This window comes from Streptomyces sp. NPDC047061, from assembly GCF_040643955.1.
In the GTDB taxonomy this organism is placed as follows: Bacteria; Actinomycetota; Actinomycetes; order Streptomycetales; family Streptomycetaceae; genus Streptomyces.
In genome coordinates this window covers 90,708-104,996 of sequence record NZ_JBEYVI010000022.1, presented here as the reverse complement: position 1 = coordinate 104,996, position 14,289 = coordinate 90,708, and the positions used below count along the sequence as shown (strand labels likewise).

Sequence of the window (14,289 nt, the reverse complement as noted above, 5' to 3'; positions counted from 1 at the left end):
GGCCCGGGGGTCCGGGTCCGGCAAGACCGCGGAGATCAGGCCGCCTTGCGCCAGATCGTCATGTCCGCGGTCATGAAGCTGATCCCGGGATGGTCCCAGAGCGCGGTCGACTTCACCTTGACGACGAGCAGCGCGATGTCCCCGGAGCGGGACTTGACGCAGATCAGGCTGCCGGCCGCGGCCACGTTCAGTGTGAGGCTGTGGCTCTTGGAGGCGGTGACGGCGTCACGGCAGGTGTCGAGGGTGCCCTGGGCCTTGTTGTCCCACACGTTCTCGATGACGCTGGTGTCGCTCTCCAGTGCGCAGCCGATCTTCTTGCAGTCGAAGCGCACGTCCCCCTTGCGGTTCTTCCGTTCGACCGGCTCCTTGAAGCTCAGGGAGCTCTTCTCGTCCACCCAGACCTGGGGGTACGCCTCAGGCCGCGGGGCCGTGGCCGTGGGGTCCGTGGCCGCGGGGGCGGTGGCCGTGGTGGATGCCGGGGTGGTGGCGACGGTGTCCGGCGACTTCGTCGAGGAGGAACCCGCCGACCGGCCGTGGGCCGTCGGATCCGGGGTACCCGAGGACCGGGTCCCGGCCTGCCGGCGGACCCAGTCGGCGGTCTCCGGCAACACCAGCGCCATGACCGTCACCATGCCGGCGACCCAGGTCACGGTGGCGATCCCGAGCAGCACGGCACGTCTGCGGCGGCCGGGACGCGGCTCCGCCTGCCCCGGTGGCGGGGCGAACGGATAGGTCGGCGGCAGGAGAGGCCCGACCGGGGCGGGGGCGGCGGACGTGACGGTGACCGGGGCCGCCATGGTGAGCGGGGCGGGAGCGGGAGCCTGAGTCGGCGCGGGGGCGGGAGCGGGAGCGGGAGTCGGCGCGGGGGCGGGTACCGGTACCTCGGGTCCGGTGATCTCCTGCCACACGGCCGGTCCGGCGCCCGCGTCGGCGTCCGGGCCCAGTCGCCGCCGGCACCGGTCGACGACCTCCGCCAGGGTGGCCCGCTGCTCCGGATCGGCGGCCAGACAGCGGGCGATCAGCGGCCGCACCTCCTCGGGCAGCGGGGAGAGGTCGGGTTCGGAGTGCACGATCCGGTACAGCACATTGACGGCGGGACCGTCGCCGTACAGCGGCACGCCCAGGGCCGCGAACGCCGCCGTCTGGCCGAGCGCGAACACGTCGGTCGCCGGGGTGACCTCGCCTCCCGAGGCCTGCTCGGGAGCCATGAACGAGGGGGTGCCGATGGCGGTGCCCGTCGCGGTGTGCGAGGTGGCGTCGGCGGCCAGCGAGATACCGAAGTCGATCACCCGCGGACCGTCCGAGGCCAGCAGCACGTTCGACGGCTTCAGGTCCCGGTGCACGATGCCCGCGCCGTGGATGGCCTGCAGCGCCTCGGCGACCCCCGCCATCAGCCACAGCACCGCCGGCACCGGCAGCGGGCCGCGCCGGGCGACGACCTCGGAGAGGGCGGGCCCGGGCACGTACAGGGTGGCCAGCCACGGCGGTACGCCGTCCGCGTCGGCGTCGATCAACTCGGCGGTGTACGCGCCCCGGACCCGCCGGGCGGCCGTGATCTCCCGGCGGAACCGGCGCCGGAACTCCGGGTCGTCGGCCAGCTCCGGCCGCACCACCTTGATCGCCACCGGTCGGCCGCCCCGGGTGTGCGACAGATAGACCCGGCCCATGCCCCCGGCACCGAGTCGTGCGGCGAGGCGGTATCCGGCCACTCCGGGCGGATCGTCCGCCTGCAACGGCTGGAACACCTCGGTCGCGTTGTTCATCGGCCCCCGCCCCCTGAATCTGTTGATCCGACGAGTCGACCAACGGCGGCAGCCTAATGGATGTTGTGTGAATGCATCGGGGGAGGATGCCCCTCCAACGCCACAGCCGGCGGCCGGAGTTCCGGGATTCCGCCGCGGTTCACGCGATGGTGTGATCATGTGCCGCGGGGCGGATGGCCTCTGTGGCGCGCGGGTAGAGCCCGGGCCATGACGCAGCCGTTCGAACTCCCGCACTTCTACATGCCGTATCCCGCGCGGCTCAACCCGCATCTGGAGGAGGCCCGGGCCCATTCCACCGAGTGGGCCCGCGAGACGGGCATGCTGGAGGGCTCCGGGATCTGGACCCAGGCGGACCTGGAGGCACACGACTACGGCCTGCTGTGCAGCTACACCCACCCCGACTGCGACGGCCCGGCCCTGTCGCTGATCACCGACTGGTACGTGTGGGTGTTCTTCTTCGACGACCACTTCCTCGACATGTACAAGCGCACCCAGGACCGCGCGGCCGGCAAGGCCCATCTCGACCGGCTCCCGCTGTTCATGCCGCTCGACCTCGCGACGCCCGTGCCGGAGCCGGAGAACCCGGTCGAGGCGGGCCTCGCCGACCTGTGGGCGCGTACGGTGCCGTCGATGTCCGTCGACTGGCGCCGCCGCTTCTCGGTCGCCACCGAGCACCTGCTGAACGAGTCGATGTGGGAGCTGTCCAACATCAACGAGGGGCGGATCGCCAACCCCGTCGAGTACATCGAGATGCGCCGCAAGGTGGGCGGCGCCCCCTGGTCCGCGGGGCTCGTCGAGTACGCGACGGCCGAGGTGCCCGCGGTCGCCGCCGGCTCGCGGCCGCTCAGGGTGCTGATGGAGACCTTCGCGGACGCCGTCCACCTGCGCAACGACCTGTTCTCCTACCAGCGCGAGGTCGAGGACGAGGGCGAGAACAGCAACGGCGTGCTGGTCCTGGAGACCTTCTTCGACTGCACCCCCCAGGAGGCCGCCGACGCGGTCAACGACATCCTCACCTCCCGCCTGCACCAGTTCGAGCACACCGCCCTCACCGAAGTCCCCGCCCTCGCCGTCGAGAAGGGCCTCACCCCCGACCAGACCGCGGCGGTCGCCGCCTACACCAAGGGCCTGCAGGACTGGCAGTCCGGCGGCCACGAATGGCACCTGCGCTCCAGCCGCTACATGAACCAGGGCGCCCTACCGTCCTCCCCCTGGCAGCACCTCACCGGCCCCGGCACCTCCGCCGCGGACGTCGGTGCGTTACTGGCCGCGGCCGCCGCGGAGCGCCTGCGCGCCTACTCCCATGTGCCCTTCCAGCAGGTCGGTCCCTCTCTCCTGCCCGACTTCCACATGCCGTACGAGGTCGAGGTCAACCCGAACCTCGATGCCGCCCGGCCCCGCCTGACCGCCTGGATGCACGGCACCGGCATGCTCTCCGAGGGCGTCTGGGACGAGGACCGGCTCGCCGCCTCCGACCTCGTGCTCTGCTCCGCCGGCCTCGACCCCGACGCCACCCCCGAGGAACTCGACCTCAGCGCCCGGTGGCTGGCCTGGGGCACCTATGCCGACGACTACTACCCCCTCTGCTTCGGCACCCGACGCGACCTGGCGGGCGCCCGGCTCGCCACGGCCCGCCTCTCGGCCTGCATGCCCCTCGCCGACGAGCCGGTGCCTCTCCCGGCCACCGGCATGGAACGCGGCCTGATCGACCTGTGGGCCCGCACGACCGCCGGGATGAACCCCGAGGACCGGCTCGCCCTCAGGGAGTCCGTCGACAGCATGACCGAGAGCTGGCTCTGGGAGATGTCCAACCAGCTCCAGCACCGCATCCCCGACCCGATCGACTACCTGGAGATGCGCCGGGCCACCTTCGGCTCCGACCTCACCCTGAGCCTGGCCCGCCGCGGCCACGGCCCCGCGATCCCCGCGGAGGTGTACCGCAGCGGCCCGGTGCGCTCCCTGGAGAACGCCGCCATCGACTACGGCATGCTCGTCAACGACGTCTTCTCCTACCAGAAGGAGATCCAGTACGAGGGCGAGCTGCACAACGCGATCCTCGTCGTCCAGAACTTCTTCGGCGTCGACTACCCGACCGCGCTGCACGTCGTGCACGACCTGACGACCCAGCGGATGCAGCAGTTCGAACACGTCGTCGCAAACGAACTCCCGGTCGTGTACGACGACTTCGAGCTGTCTGCCGAGGCGCGCCAGGCCGTGGACGCCTACGTCCGCGACCTGCAGAACTGGATGGCCGGCATCCTGAACTGGCATCGGCGTGTCGACCGCTACAAGGCGGACCACCTCGCCCGCCGGGCCCACGGCTTCCTCCCGGACCGACCTCCGCTCGCCCCGTCGCTGCCGGTCGGCTGACGGCGCCCCTCGCGCGGGTCCCTACCGGAGGGAGGCGTGCAGGCCCCGGGCCCGCTCGGCCTGCGGCAGGTCGCCCAGCCGCTCGAACTCCACGGCCAGCCACAGCAGCGGGGACAGGTCGAGCTCCCTTCTGCTGCCGGGCCGCAGCAGCAGGCTCTGGTCCATGACTATGTCGTCGAGGCGACGGATCAGCGCCACCCGGGCGAGTTCGGTCATGCCCTGCTCGGCCGCCAGCCGGGTCCAGGTGGACAGCGGCTCGGCGGCCGGGTCGCCGGGCACCTCGTGCCGTACCGATTCCCACAGGGGCGGCCTGGGGTGCGGGTCGAGCAGGTCGTAGGCGCAGCCCTCGTCCGCGTTCAGCAGGAGGAAGTCGGGCTCGGTACGGAGCAGGGCCGTGTGCAGCATGCCGAGCAGTGCCACGGGGGAGCGCTCGGGCAGGCCCAGGGCGGCGCGGAGTTCGGCGCGCTCGGCGTCGATGCCGTGGTACTCCCGCATCTCGTCCTCGATCTCGGCCACGCTCGCGAGGATCTTCTCCTCGCCGTCCGCCGGCGACAGGGACAGATGGTCACGCCAGCCCGGCAGGCCGATCAGGACCTCCAGCGCCTCGTCCACGGACGAGCCTATGATCCCGGCCGAGCCCTCCGAGTCCGCGTACAGCAACGAGCCGTCCGCGCACACGAAATAGGTGCCGCCGGTGTCGGAGCCCGCCACCGCCTCCAGAGAGCCTCCGGAGGCGAGACGGACCGGCTCGACATGGCCGTCGGCGGCCCGGGCCAGGTCGAAGTTGAAAGGGAACGCCGCCAGTTCGGCCAGGCGGCGGTGCTGCCGGAGCAGCCGCAGGCAGTCATCGGTCATGTCACAGAACGTAACAGCCGCCACTGACAACGGCCTCCGGCCCCGGGCGGGGAACCGTGCGGCCCCGGCCTCACACCGACGTGCGCACCCGCTCCGCGGCATGGGCGACCGCCGCCCGGGCCAGCGCCCGGACCACCGGATGCGGACGCGAGCCGTCACCGGACAGCTCCGGCTGGAAGAGCGTGGCCAGGAAGAAGGGATGGCCGGGCAGTTCGGCGACGCGGACATGGCCGTCCTCGTCGTGTCCCGACAGCCGCAGCCCGTGCGCGCGCAGGGTGTCGAGGTGGCGGGTGGGGCCGTAGGAGCAGAAATAGCGTTCCACCGTGCGTCCCGAGCCGATCGCCGACTCGGCCAGCGTTTCTGGCTCGACGTGCACCGCGGCCTCGTGACCCACCAGCGAACAGGCCAGCGGCTCGATGAGGAGGTCCTCGGCGGCGGGGTCGTTCTCGGCGTGCGCGACCCGGGTCAGGCCGCACACGTTGCGGGCGTACTCCAGGAGCGCGTGCTGGAAACCCCCGCAGGTGCCCAGGAAGGGGATGCCCTCCTCACGGGCGGTGCGGATCGCCCGCAGCACGCCCGCCTCGCTGCGGTACGGGCTGCCCGGCAGCACCCACACCGCGTCGAAGCCCCGCACCGCGTCCGCGTCCTCGGCGTCCTCGGAGGGGATCCAGTAGGCGTCGAGCACCAGCCGGTCGCGCCGGGCGAGCGCGTCCAGCAGGAGCGGGATCCGGGTGTGCGACACGACGTTGGGGGAGCGGTCCCCGACCAGGGCGAGCGTGGCGGTCCCAGCTGCGGAGTTCGTCATGGGGTTCATCCTGGGCGCCCGCTCCGGTTCACGTCCAACGATGATTAAAGGACTCTCGATAAGCATCACTGATGTCATCCTGTGCGGCATGGACCCGCACCTCCTGCGCACGTACGTCACCGTGGCCCGCCTCGCCTCCTTCTCCGAGGCCGCGCGCCGGCTGGGCTACACCCAGTCCGCGGTCTCCCAGCACATCGCCGCCCTCGAACAGGACCTCGGCGCGCCCCTGCTCACCCGGCGTCCGGTGGCCCCGACGGCCGCCGGTGAACGGCTGCTGGAACACGCCGCCCCGCTGCTGCTGCGCCTGGACGCGGCCCGCGCGGACGTCGTCCGGATGGCCGCCGCGCCCGTGCCGGGCCTGATCCTTGCCGCCACCCCGACCGCACTCGGACCCGCCGTCCTCGCCGCGCTCCCCGCCGCCGACGTCACCCTGCGGGTCCTGCCCCGCGACGGGATCCCGGCCGCCGTGGCCACCGGCACCGCCGACCTCGGCCTGATCGACGGCCTCGCCGCCCCCAGCGACCCCCTGCGGCTGCCCGACGTGGCCCCCCTGAGCACGCACGGCGTGGGCGAGGAGCCCGTGGCCGTGCTGCTCCCCGCCGGCCACCCCCTCGCCCGCCGCCCCGGCCTGCGCCTCGCCGACCTCGCGGACGCGCGCTGGCTCGACGCCCCCGACGCCGCCGCACCCCTCACCCAGCTGCGCACCGCGACCGGCGGCGGCGCCTTCCGCCCGGCCCTGCGCTACGACGGCTCCGACGTCCGTACCCTCACCGCCCTCACCGCCGCCGGCCATGGCCTCACCCTGCTGCCCCTGCGCACGGCCACCGGTGTCCCCGGCACGGTCGCCGTCCCCGTCACTGCGCCACGCCTCGTCCACCGGGTGGAACTGGTGTACGGCGGGACACCCACGGGAGCGGCGGCGGACCTGGTCGCAAGCCTTCGCCACGGTGCCCGGGACTGAGGCTTCCCGCGGTTGACCCAGGGTCAGTCTCACTCGTTCGTGTCTCGTCGCGCCCGCGTGCGCCGGGTAGTGCTCGGGGTGGAGGCGAACCATGGAACAGACCGCATTGCGTCCCAAGCCGATTCCCGGTCAGGAACGCGGGGACAGCCCCCCACCCGATCCGGCCCGGCGCCCGCACGCGGCGCGCCGCCGCGGCCGCCGGATCAGAACCCTGCTGTTCGGATCGTTCGTCGGTACGGTCCTGGTGCTGTCCGGGGTCGGAATCGGCACGGTGGGCGCCACGGTGATCGGCATGAGCAAGCTGGCCGAACTGCGGCAACAGGCCCCGCCGACGCCCGCGGGACCCGTCCCGTCCATCAGCCCCACCCCCTCACCGAAGGCAGCCGCAACCCTGGGCGTGGAGGCGGTGGACGCAGACAAGGTGGGCGCACTGGTGGTGGGCGTCCATCTGCCGGGGCCGGGCTACACGGCGGGGCTGGTCAGGGGCGACGTACTGCTCCAGCTCGGCGACCGGCGCATCGATAGCGCGGCCGACCTGGTCCGGGCCGTGGCCGACGCCCGACCGGGAAAGGAGGCCAAGCTCACGGTCCGGCACGCGAGCGGGGGGTACCAGCAGCTGACTGTGGTGCCGGGTGTGGTGACCTGAGAGAAGGCCCATGGGAAGCGCCCCTGAAAGGGGCGCGGGGAACTGCGCGACCAGCCCCCACGTACCCCGCACCGGCGCCACAACCGCAACCCATGACGGCGTCTGTGCCCAAACCGGCTCGCGCGGCCACGCCGCACCCGGCAGGATGCATGCCGAGGCCCGTACAGCCGCCTCACCCGCGCAAGGAGGCCCTGGATGACCGGCACCGCCGCCCCCTTCACCGCCGCCGACTACAAGTCCCGCATGACGCGCGCAGCGCACACCGCGGCGGACGCCGGCCTCGCCGGCCTCCTGATCGCCCCCGGCCCCGACATGGTGTGGCTCACCGGCTACACCCCCACCGCGGTCACCGAACGGCTCACCCTCCTCGTCCTGGCCCCCGGCAGGGACCCCGTCCTGATCGTCCCGACCCTCGAGGCCCCCGACGCCGAGAAGGCCGACGGCGCGGCCGTGCTGTCCCTGCGGGACTGGACCGACGGCACCGACCCCTACGCGGTGACCGCCGACCTGCTCGACAAGTCCGGCCGCTTCGGTATCAGCGACAACGCGTGGGCCATGCACCTGCTGGGCCTGCAGAAGACACTCCCCGACACGTCCTACGCCTCCCTCACCGACGCGCTGCCCATGCTCCGCGCCGTGAAGGACGCGGCCGAGCTCGAACTCCTCGCGGCCGCCGGAGCGGCTGCCGATGCAACGTTCGAGGAGATCCGCAAGGTTCCCTTCGCCGGCCGCCGCGAGTCCGACGTCGGCCACGACCTGGCCGACCTGCTGCGCCGCTTCGGCCACGAGCAGGTCGACTTCACCATCGTCGGCTCCGGACCCAACGGCGCCAACCCGCACCACGAGGTCGGCGACCGGGTCGTCCAGGACGGCGACATGGTCGTCCTCGACTTCGGCGGCCTCAAGGACGGCTACGGCTCCGACACCACCCGCACCGTGCACGTGGGCCCGCCGACCGCGGAGGAGCGCGAGGTGCACGACATCGTGCGCGCCGCCCAGGAAGCCGGCTTCCGGGCCGTCCGACCCGGCGTGGCCTGCCAGGAGGTCGACCGGGCCGCCCGCGCGGTCATCGCCGACGCCGGGTACGGCGAGTTCTTCATCCACCGCACCGGCCACGGCATCGGCGTCACCACGCACGAGCCGCCGTACATGATCGAGGGCGAGGAGCAGCCGCTCGTGCCCGGGATGTGCTTCTCCGTGGAGCCCGGCATCTATCTGCCCGGCCGCTTCGGGGTGCGGATCGAGGACATCGTGACGGTGACCGAGGACGGTGGCCGTCGTTTCAACAACACCACCCGCGAGATGGTCGTCGTGGGCTGACCGACCCGGCCCGGAACCACCAGTTCGCCCCTACCCCACCCGAACGGCAACGGCGCGATCCATGACCCAGGCACCGAATCCCACCGCGGACACCGTCCGCCGACTGGTCCGTTCGCTGCTCAAGGAGGGCGCGGGCGGCACCTCGGGCCTCGACGTCCGGCCCGTCGCGGCAGGCGGTGCGCACTCCACCTGGTGGGTAGGCACCCGCCATGTGCTGCGCCTCGCCCCCGACCGGGACGCCGCCGCCCGCCAGCGCCGCGAACTGCGCCTGCGCGACCTGGTCCGGCCGCACCTGCCCGTCGCCGTCCCGGCCGGCGTCGCGCACGGCGAGTGGGCCCCGGGGCTGACATACACGCTGGACACCGTGATCCCTGGGGGTACGGCCGAGGAGCACGACGTCTCCGCGGTCGGCGAGGCGGATCTGGCCGGGCTGCTCACCGGGCTGCGCGAGGTGCCGGTACGGCAGGCCGAGACGCTCGGCGTGCCGCGCACCCCGCCGCGGTCCCTGGAGGCGCTGCGCCGCATGGCCGTGGCCGCCGCCGAACGCCTCGCCGCCGCCGACGAGTTCGACCCCGCCCGGCTGCTCCAGCTGACCCCGCCGGGCGCCGCCCAGCTCGCCGCCCAGCCCGGTACCGCCGTGCTGGCCCACCACGACCTCCTGGGCGAGCACCTGGTGGTCAGCGCCGACGGCAGGGTGCGGGGCGTCCTCGACTGGACCGGCGCGGCGGTGGGAGACCCCGCCGAGGACATCGCCGGGCTCGCCCTCGCGGTCGGCTCCGGCGCGGCCGTCCGCGCGGCCACCCTCGCCGGCTACGGCGCCCGCCCCTGCCTGCGCGGCCTGTGGCTGGCCCGCTGCGACACCGTCATCCGCCTCGCTGACCGCCTCGAAGGCCGTGACGACAGCCCTCTGCCACTGCTGCGCACCCGGCTCCGGCGCGCCTGGGAGGCGATCCTGCTGGAGCGGGTGACGGAACTGCGCGAGGACACCGAGGACGACGAGGAGCTCTAGCGGGGCGGTGGCCCGCCGGAAGGAGCCGTGCGGCAGCCCGCCGACAACGAGCTGTGGCGGGGCGGCCGGTGCTCAGGCCTGGGTCAGGACCACGCACGACTCGCCCGGCACCCGCAGCACCCCGTCCGCGTCCGGTGCCGCCACGCTGTCCCACGCGGCCAGGACCTCCACCTTCCCGGTGCCGAGCGGGATCGCGGCCGGTTCGCCGCCCAGGTTCACCGCCACCCGCAGGTCCCCGCGCCGGAACGCCAGCCAGCGTGCCGTCTCGTCGTAGGCCACCTTGGTGTCGGCGAGATCGGGATCGGTGAGGTCCGGCTGCTCGTGGCGCAGCGCGATCAGGCGCCGGTACCAGGCCAGCACGCGCGCGTGCGGCTCGCGTTCCGGTTCCGACCAGTCCAGACAGGACCGCTCCCGGGTCGCCGGGTCCTGCGGATCGGGCACGTCCTCCTCGGCCCACCCGTGCGCCGCGAACTCCCGCCGCCTGCCGCGCCGTACGGCCTCCGCCAGATCCGGGTCCGTGTGGTCGGTGAAGAACTGCCAGGGGGAGCCGGCCGCCCACTCCTCGCCCATGAACAGCATCGGTGTGAAGGGCGCGGTCAGGGCCAGGGTGGCGGCGCAGGCCAGCAGGCCGGGGGAGAGGGTCGCCGAAAGCCGGTCGCCCTGGGCGCGGTTGCCGATCTGGTCGTGGGTCTGGGTGTAGCCGAGCAGCCGGTGCCCGGCCACCCGCGCGCGGTCCAGCGGGCGGCCGTGTCGGCGGCCGCGGAAGCTGGAGTACGTGCCGTCGTGGAAGTAGCCGCCGGTGAGCGTCTTGGCGAGGGCGGCGAACGGGGCGCGGGCGAAGTCGGCGTAGTAGCCCTGGGACTCGCCGGTCAGCGCGGCGTGCAGGGCGTGGTGGAAGTCGTCGTTCCACTGCGCGTCCAGGCCGAACCCGTGCTCCGCGCGCGGGGTGATGACCCGCGGGTCGTTCAGGTCGGACTCGCCGACCAGGAACAGCGGCCGGCCCGACTCGGCGGCCAGCGCGGCCACGGCCGCCGACAGTTCCTCCAGGAAGTGGCACGCGCGCGTGTCCCGCAACGTGTGCACCGCGTCCAGGCGCAGCCCGTCGATCCGGTAGTCCCGCAGCCAGGCCAGCGCGCTGCCCAGCAGGTACGCGCGCACCTCGTCCGACCCGGGCGCGTCCAGGTTCACCGCGGAGCCCCAGGGCGTCTGGTGCGTCTCCGTGAAGTACGGCCCGAACGCGGGCAGGTAGTTGCCGGACGGGCCGAGGTGGTTGTGCACGACGTCCAGGACGACGCCCAGGCCGAGTTCATGGGCCCGGTCGACAAACCGTTTCAGCGACTCGGGGCCGCCGTACGGCTCGTGCACCGCCCACAGCGACACCCCCTCGTACCCCCAGCCGTGCCGGCCGGGGAACGGGCACAGCGGCATCAACTCCACATGGGTGATGCCCAGTTCCCGCAGGTGGTCGAGGCGGGCGGCGGCCGCGTCCAGGGTGCCCTCCGGGGTGTACGTGCCCACGTGCAGCTCGTAGAGCACCGCGCCCGGCAGCGTCCGCCCCTGCCACGCGGTACGCCACTCGTGGCGCCCGTGGTCGACGACCGCGCTGAGGCCGTCCGGGCCGTCCGGCTGGCGGCGCGAGCGCGGGTCGGGCAGCACGGGGCCGTCGTCCAGGGCGAACCCGTACCGGGTGCCGTCCTCGGCGTCCGCCTCCCCGGCCCACCAGCCGGGCCGCTCCCGGTCGCGCTCCAACGCGCGCGTGGTGCCGTCGCAATGGAGCGTCACACGGTCTGCCTGCGGTGCCCACACCTCGAACTGCACGGACGGTCCCCTTCGTCTGGCTCATCGTGAGGTAGCCCGTCCATCGTGCCGTGAAAAGAGATCAATCCGCTTTGAATCCCGGCTTTGCGGAACGGGTGTCGCCATACGTACGCGCGCGTGACGGCCGTTTCCCCGTTTTCTGGACACCCGGGGTTCACTGACTCAGAATCGGCAGCGTGACGTCGTCCTTCGAGTTCCACACCTACCCCGCGCGGCTGTCCGACGCGGAGCGCGACAAGGCGCTGAGCGTGCTGCGTGACGGCGTCGCCATGGGACGGCTGTCGCACGACACGTTCGTGCGCCGCATGGAGCTGGCGCTCGCCGCCCGCCGCGCCGACGAACTCGCCGCGCTCACCGCCGACCTGCCCCAGGAGAGCCGGTTCGCGCGCGTGCTCTTCGGCACCGTCGAGGCCGTCTCCGGCTTCACCGTACGGCTGCGCCGGGCCTGGCAGGCCGAGCGGCTGCCCAAACTGCTGCTGCCGCACCCGGGCAACGGTCATCCGCTGCGCATCGGCCGCGACCCCGCCAACGGGCTGCGGCTCAACCACGAGACCGTCTCCCGGGTGCACGCCGAACTCCGCCACCAGGGCGGCCTGTGGATCCTGCGGGACCTCGGCTCCACCAACGGCACGACCGTGAACGGCCGCCGGGTGACCGGTGCCGCCGTCGTCCGCGAGGGCGACCAGGTCGGCTTCGGCCGGATGGCCTTCCGGCTCTCGAGCGACTGAGCCCCGGGCTGGGCCTCCGTCACCTGAGCCCCGTGCCGGGCCCCGTCACCTGGACTGTCCTGGGCGATGGCCGAAAAGTGTTTGTCCGTCGCGGTGTTGACGTACCCCCCAAGTCGTGACTGACTGTGCGTACGCCATGCACACCATGTGCATCGTCGGCACCGCATTGTGGAGGTGTGACCTGCCGCCCCTCCTCCGCTATCCGTCCGTGGACGAGCTCGCCTCGCGGGCGGCCGCACTGGTCGCCGACCGCCCCCGGGACGCCCGGCTGCGCAGGGCGGGTGTCTCCCGCGCGGGTACCCCGATATGGCTGCTTTCGATCGGTCACGGCGCCCGGCACGTCCTCGTCGTCGCAGGCCCGCACGCCAACGAACCCGTCGGCGGTGCCACCGTGCTGCGCCTCGCCGACCGGGTCCTCGCCGACCCGAGGCTGACCGAGGACGCCGACGTCACCTGGAACCTGCTGCTGTGCCTGGACCCCGACGGCTCACGTCGCAACGAGGGCTGGCTGGCCGGGCCGTACACCCTGGGTCACTACTTCCGGAACTTCTTCCGGCCCGGCTTCCTGGAGCAGCCCGAGTGGCTGCCCGACGGGGCGGACGCCGCCGCGCTGCCCGAGACCCGGGCGCTGCTCGACGTCCAGGACGAGCTGCGGCCCTTCCTGCAGTGCTCGCTGCACGGCGTCGACGTCGGCGGCGGCTTCGTCGAGCTGACCCGCGACCTGCCGGGCCTCCACCGGCGCCTCGCGCACACCGCGACCCGGCTCGGCATCCCCCGCGAACTCGGCGCCTACGACACCTTGTACTGGCCCACCCTGGGCCCGGCCGTCTACCGCGTCCCGCCGCCCCGCCGGGGCGACCTGGCCGCCGCCCTCACCGAGGCCGCCGTCGAGTCCACCTGGTTCCACCCGTACCGGCACGGCACCGTCACCGCCATCGTCGAGGCGCCCATGTGGGGAGTGGCCGCCGTCCAGGACGGCACGCCGCCCGCCGACCGGGACGCGGCGCTGCGCGCCGTCAGCCGGACCCTGCGGCGTGACACGGGCCTCCTGGACGGCGTCCTGGCCCGGGTCAGGACCCAGCTGTCCGCGGCGCCGGACGCGGCCCGGCTGCTCGCGCCGGTCGACGACTACCTGCTGGTCTGCCCCGGCCTCGCCGACGCCTGGGACCCCGACACGGACACCGGCAGCGCCCGCCCGCTGCCCCCGCTCAGCTCCGCCCACCTGGCCGCCCTGCGCATCGCCGGGCGCCGGCTCGCCCTGCGCACCGCCGGGCTGCTGCACCAGCTCCTGCGCAGCACCGGCCACGACCCCGCCGCCGCCCTGCCCGACCTGGACCGGCTGATCGACACCTGGTGCGCGGACTACCACGACAGCCTCGGCGCGCGCTGGATCCCGGTCGCACGCCAGGCCGAGTACCAGACACGCGTGGTCCTGAGCGCCTTCGAGCTGGCGCATCGCCACACGCGCGGGCTTGCCCGATCGGGTGAGCCGGGCTGGGGGACCGAGCCCGCCGTGCCGATGCACGGGGAATGACGTATCTCAGCAAAGCGACAGCGGCCGGCGGTGCCCTGCTGGCGGCCGCCGCCCTTCTCGCCGCCGGACCGGCCCAGGCCGCGCCGGGCGGCGCGGCGCGTGACGGCGACTACCTGTACCTGACCGTCACCAAGGGCGACAGCCACTCCAGCGACACGCGCGGCACGCTGCTGCTGTGCGACCCGCCCCAGGGGCACTCCCGCGCGGCCGAGGCCTGCGCCGAACTCGACGCGGTGGGCGGTGACATCGCGCACGTCACCCCGGCCAAGGACGCGATGTGCCCGATGGTCTACGCCCCGGTGACCGCCCAGGCGCGCGGGCAGTGGAGCGGCCGGCCCATCGAGTACCGGGAGACGTTCTCGAACTCCTGCCAGCTGGCCGCCCGGACGGGCCCGGTCTTCGCCCTCGACGGCTGACCGGCCGGCCCCGCGGGCGGCGTGCGGCCCGCGGGGCCGCACGCCCGGGGCCGGGCCCTGCGCC

At 73.6% G+C, this 14,289-nt stretch carries 12 protein-coding genes; 8 read left to right on the top strand and 4 right to left on the bottom strand.

Annotation, left to right across the window (positions count from 1 at the left end):
* Window positions 1-35: 35 nt before the first annotated feature.
* Window positions 36-1,763, bottom strand: coding sequence for a serine/threonine-protein kinase (locus tag ABZ887_RS28435; RefSeq protein ID WP_361294879.1), 1,728 nt, complete (start codon window positions 1,761-1,763; stop codon window positions 36-38).
* A gap of 207 nt (window positions 1,764-1,970) precedes the next feature.
* Here ABZ887_RS28435 and cyc2 point away from each other — a divergent pair, with 207 nt between their 5' ends.
* The gene (cyc2, locus tag ABZ887_RS28430) at window positions 1,971-4,133 is read left to right on the top strand and encodes a germacradienol/geosmin synthase Cyc2 (protein ID WP_361294876.1); all 2,163 of its coding nucleotides are present in this window, start codon (window positions 1,971-1,973) and stop codon (window positions 4,131-4,133) included.
* A gap of 21 nt (window positions 4,134-4,154) precedes the next feature.
* Here the strand turns inward: cyc2 and ABZ887_RS28425 are convergent, their stop codons facing one another.
* Both ABZ887_RS28425 and ABZ887_RS28420 read right to left on the bottom strand, forming a co-directional pair.
* A complete protein-coding gene (locus ABZ887_RS28425) occupies window positions 4,155-4,988 on the bottom strand; it encodes a hypothetical protein (RefSeq protein ID WP_361294873.1) in 834 nt (277 codons plus the stop codon).
* A 70-nt stretch (window positions 4,989-5,058) separates the two neighbouring features.
* The gene (locus ABZ887_RS28420; RefSeq protein WP_361294870.1) at window positions 5,059-5,793 is read right to left on the bottom strand and encodes a hypothetical protein; all 735 of its coding nucleotides are present in this window, start codon (window positions 5,791-5,793) and stop codon (window positions 5,059-5,061) included.
* Window positions 5,794-5,881: 88 nt separating this feature from the next.
* Here ABZ887_RS28420 and ABZ887_RS28415 point away from each other — a divergent pair, with 88 nt between their 5' ends.
* The 4 genes from ABZ887_RS28415 to ABZ887_RS28400 all read left to right on the top strand — a co-directional run bounded on the left by ABZ887_RS28415 (window position 5,882) and on the right by ABZ887_RS28400 (window position 9,729).
* Window positions 5,882-6,754 carry a LysR family transcriptional regulator gene (locus ABZ887_RS28415; RefSeq protein WP_361294867.1) on the top strand — a complete coding sequence of 291 codons (873 nt, stop codon included), beginning with the start codon at window positions 5,882-5,884 and terminating at the stop codon, window positions 6,752-6,754.
* Window positions 6,755-6,845: 91 nt separating this feature from the next.
* A complete protein-coding gene (locus tag ABZ887_RS28410; protein ID WP_361294864.1) occupies window positions 6,846-7,400 on the top strand; it encodes a PDZ domain-containing protein in 555 nt (184 codons plus the stop codon).
* A 195-nt stretch (window positions 7,401-7,595) separates the two neighbouring features.
* Window positions 7,596-8,720: an aminopeptidase P family protein gene (locus tag ABZ887_RS28405; RefSeq protein WP_361294861.1), complete on the top strand. Its 1,125-nt coding sequence runs from the start codon at window positions 7,596-7,598 to the stop codon at window positions 8,718-8,720.
* Between the two features lie 61 nt (window positions 8,721-8,781).
* Window positions 8,782-9,729 (top strand): aminoglycoside phosphotransferase family protein, encoded by a 948-nt coding sequence (locus ABZ887_RS28400; protein ID WP_361294858.1) that lies wholly within the window; start codon window positions 8,782-8,784, stop codon window positions 9,727-9,729.
* Window positions 9,730-9,801: 72 nt separating this feature from the next.
* Here the strand turns inward: ABZ887_RS28400 and treZ are convergent, their stop codons facing one another.
* Window positions 9,802-11,547, bottom strand: coding sequence for a malto-oligosyltrehalose trehalohydrolase (treZ, locus tag ABZ887_RS28395; protein WP_361294855.1), 1,746 nt, complete (start codon window positions 11,545-11,547; stop codon window positions 9,802-9,804).
* Window positions 11,548-11,723: 176 nt separating this feature from the next.
* Between treZ and ABZ887_RS28390 the strand changes: the two genes are divergently transcribed.
* The 3 genes from ABZ887_RS28390 (at window position 11,724) to ABZ887_RS28380 (ending at window position 14,225) form a co-directional block, all read left to right on the top strand.
* Window positions 11,724-12,275, top strand: coding sequence for a DUF1707 and FHA domain-containing protein (locus ABZ887_RS28390; RefSeq protein ID WP_361294852.1), 552 nt, complete (start codon window positions 11,724-11,726; stop codon window positions 12,273-12,275).
* A gap of 166 nt (window positions 12,276-12,441) precedes the next feature.
* Window positions 12,442-13,809: a M14 family zinc carboxypeptidase gene (locus ABZ887_RS28385; RefSeq protein WP_361295068.1), complete on the top strand. Its 1,368-nt coding sequence runs from the start codon at window positions 12,442-12,444 to the stop codon at window positions 13,807-13,809.
* Window positions 13,806-14,225: an SSI family serine proteinase inhibitor gene (locus tag ABZ887_RS28380; protein WP_361294849.1), complete on the top strand. Its 420-nt coding sequence runs from the start codon at window positions 13,806-13,808 to the stop codon at window positions 14,223-14,225. The genes ABZ887_RS28385 and ABZ887_RS28380 overlap by 4 nt, the downstream gene beginning before the upstream one ends.
* Window positions 14,226-14,289 lie beyond the last annotated feature (64 nt).

Excerpts from the sequence above, each read along its gene's own strand:
- cyc2 (WP_361294876.1), top strand. The coding sequence starts at position 1,971 with ATGACGCAGCCGTTCGAACTCCCGCACTTCTACATGCCGTATCCCGCG.
- ABZ887_RS28415 (WP_361294867.1), top strand. The coding sequence starts at position 5,882 with ATGGACCCGCACCTCCTGCGCACGTACGTCACCGTGGCCCGCCTCGCC.
- ABZ887_RS28400 (WP_361294858.1), top strand. The coding sequence starts at position 8,782 with ATGACCCAGGCACCGAATCCCACCGCGGACACCGTCCGCCGACTGGTC.
- ABZ887_RS28420 (WP_361294870.1), bottom strand. The coding sequence starts at position 5,793 with ATGACGAACTCCGCAGCTGGGACCGCCACGCTCGCCCTGGTCGGGGAC.
- ABZ887_RS28410 (WP_361294864.1), top strand. The coding sequence starts at position 6,846 with ATGGAACAGACCGCATTGCGTCCCAAGCCGATTCCCGGTCAGGAACGC.
- ABZ887_RS28425 (WP_361294873.1), bottom strand. The coding sequence starts at position 4,988 with ATGACCGATGACTGCCTGCGGCTGCTCCGGCAGCACCGCCGCCTGGCC.
- ABZ887_RS28405 (WP_361294861.1), top strand. The coding sequence starts at position 7,596 with ATGACCGGCACCGCCGCCCCCTTCACCGCCGCCGACTACAAGTCCCGC.
- ABZ887_RS28435 (WP_361294879.1), bottom strand. The coding sequence starts at position 1,763 with ATGAACAACGCGACCGAGGTGTTCCAGCCGTTGCAGGCGGACGATCCG.
- ABZ887_RS28380 (WP_361294849.1), top strand. The coding sequence starts at position 13,806 with ATGACGTATCTCAGCAAAGCGACAGCGGCCGGCGGTGCCCTGCTGGCG.